Here is a 2,728-nt window from a genome sequence, read left to right on the forward strand (position 1 = left end):
TTATAAAGACTTAGACTTAAAGGATAGGAATGGTAATACTGACATAAAGAGAGCATATGAAAGATATTATACAAAAAGAAAAGAAGTAGAGTCTGCTTCTAACCCAAGGGCTTTATATATAGAAAAGATGAATTATCCATTGGAGCCTGATGAAATGTTTTTAGCATTAAGAGGGGGGTTCTTTCCTACTAATGAATTAAGAAGGGTTAGGATAGATTTAACAGCTAATGAAGTACTGTTAAATTCCTTTATGCGAGTAGAGTTTGGATTAAATGCTGGGATTCCTTATATGATAGATTCACAGAAACCAGTTATTACAGAATATCCCTTTAATAATAATAAAGATACAGACACTGCAATAGAGATTTATGCATTACCTATTAAAGATGAAAGTGGTAAGATACCCCACTTTAGATATATTGCAGGAAATGACCCAGTAGATGATGATGATAAGAATGCAGAAAGTTCTTTGCAAAGTGGTTTTATATTAGATACTTGGAGTGATGAGATAGTAGCAGAATATACTGGAAGACCTTTACTTGCTGAAAATTACTACGAACAATTAAGGAGATTGTTGTTATTTTATAATGCTACTTTAAACTATGAAAACAATAAGAAAGGGTTATATGGTCATTTTAGCAGAACAAATAGTCTGTATTTATTAGCTACTACCCCAGAAACCTTAATAGAGAAGAATATTTTAAAGCCTCAGTCCAATGTTGGAAATAAGAAATATGGCACACCAGCTAATGAGGCCATTAATGAGGAAGCTTTAAGAAGGAGTTTAGCTTGGTTGCTAACAGATAATAAGAAATATGCCCAGTTAAAGAACTATGAGTTAATTAAGAGTAGGGCATTGTTGCTTGAGTTAGAGAAGTGGATAAAAGGTAAGAATGCTGATAGGGTTAGTGCACTGGGACTTTTAATGTTATACAGGGATGAGATAATTAAAATGGGCACTAATGATGATTTAGCTAATGCTATATCAGAGTCTAACCCCTATACTGACCAGTTCTGGAAGAAGGGTTTATTAAGGGCACAACAACGTAGGAGAGGCATGGGTTTAAATAGATAATTTCAGGTATATAATTTTGTTAAAGAATAACATATAATGTTTATGTGGTATTCTATTATTAAGTATAATTGTATTAAAAATCAGAAAGATGGATAATTTAGGTTTAGTATATTTCCCCAATCAAAAGATACCCACCAGCAAGAAGAATGAAGAGTGGTGCAAGAGGTGTATAGATGCTGCTGAAAATTTATTGTTTTTTAAAGACCCCAAGATAGCTAAGAGTAGACGTAACAAAGTAGTTAATTATAATTTACTTAATGGTCAACTTATGGATAGTGATATACACGATTTATTTAATCCATTTGGTATAGATGGTGGTACTGCCCCAACTAACATACAGAGCTATAATTTGGTACGTTCTAAAGTAGATTTATTGGCTGGTGAGGAGTTTAAAAGGAACTTTGATTGGAAGCTTTACTCTGTTAATCAGGATAGTGTTTCATTAAGGGAAGAACACCTTAAAGATAAAGTATTTGAGGTAGCTGTAGAAGCTCTTAAAAATAAAGAGATGGATGAAGCAGCCATTGAAAGAAGACTTAAATCCCTTGAGCAGTATATGAAATACCAGTATCAAGATTTAAGGGAAATTACAGGGACAAGGATACTTGAGCATTTATGGTATGAATTGAGGTTAAAACCTTTATTTAATAGAGGTATTTATGATGCCCTAACAGTTTCTGAAGAGATTTATAGAACAGATATTATTGGTGGAAGACCTGTATTAGAAAGGGTTAACCCACTTAACTTTGAAGCATTGATGATGGGTTCCTCAACTAACATTGAAGATGCTGAAATAACAGTAGAATATTCTTATAAAGGTATAGGTAAAATAGTAGAGGAATACTATGACTACCTTACAGAACAACAGATAGATAAACTTGAGAAAGGTAACTACACCTTAAATAATATGCAGGGTAGGCCTAATATGTGGATTAACCAGAATTATGAAATGCCTGTTGAAGTTGTTGATTTGATGTATAATAAAGATGGTCAGAGTATAGCTGGTTTAGCCAATTCACAGATGTTTGATGGGTTTGGTACTTATATTAATGAAAGAGGAGAGTTAAGGGTACTTATAACAAGATGGAAGTCAAGGATTCCACGTTATATATTATCTATGATAGACCCAGATAGTGGTGATAAAATAGAGACATTAGTATCTGAGTACTTTAAAGTTACCCAAGAGATGAAGGATATGGGGGTAACAGTTAAGAAGATTTGGGTTAATGAGTGGTACGAAGGAGTTAAGGTAGGTCAGGATATTTACCTTAAAATGGGACCACGTAAAGTACAATTTAGAAACATGATAAATCCTGCTATAGCTAAATCTGGTTATGTAGGTGGGTATTACAACATTAATGACAGTAGGGCATATTCATTGGTAGATAGGATGAAACCATTTCAATACCTATACAATGTTATTATGCGTAGGGTAGAGTTAGCTATTGCAGCATGGAAACCCCCCATTACAGAGATAAACTTGGCATTAAAGCCCAATGATTGGACTTTAGAGGAATGGATGCATTACCTTGCCAATGGCTTTAGTATTATAAATCCCTTTAACACTATTACAGAAGGTCCTGCTAAAGGTACTATTGTAGGTACAAGCAACACTTTTAACCAAGGTGCAAGGGCTGTACCCTCTGATAGTAT

Annotated in this window: 2 protein-coding genes; both read left to right on the forward strand. The window is 33.8% G+C overall.

The window, feature by feature from the left end:
- On the forward strand, positions 1 to 1,075 hold a 1,075-nt coding region (locus tag ACRC03_RS08410), incomplete at its 5' end, for a hypothetical protein (RefSeq protein ID WP_438652117.1).
- A gap of 88 nt (positions 1,076 to 1,163) precedes the next feature.
- The coding region (locus ACRC03_RS08415; protein ID WP_438652118.1) for a hypothetical protein at positions 1,164 to 2,728 on the forward strand (1,565 nt) is incomplete at its 3' end.

Source organism: Romboutsia sp., assembly GCF_051659545.1.
Classification (GTDB): Bacteria; Bacillota; Clostridia; order Peptostreptococcales; family Peptostreptococcaceae; genus JBOFOR01.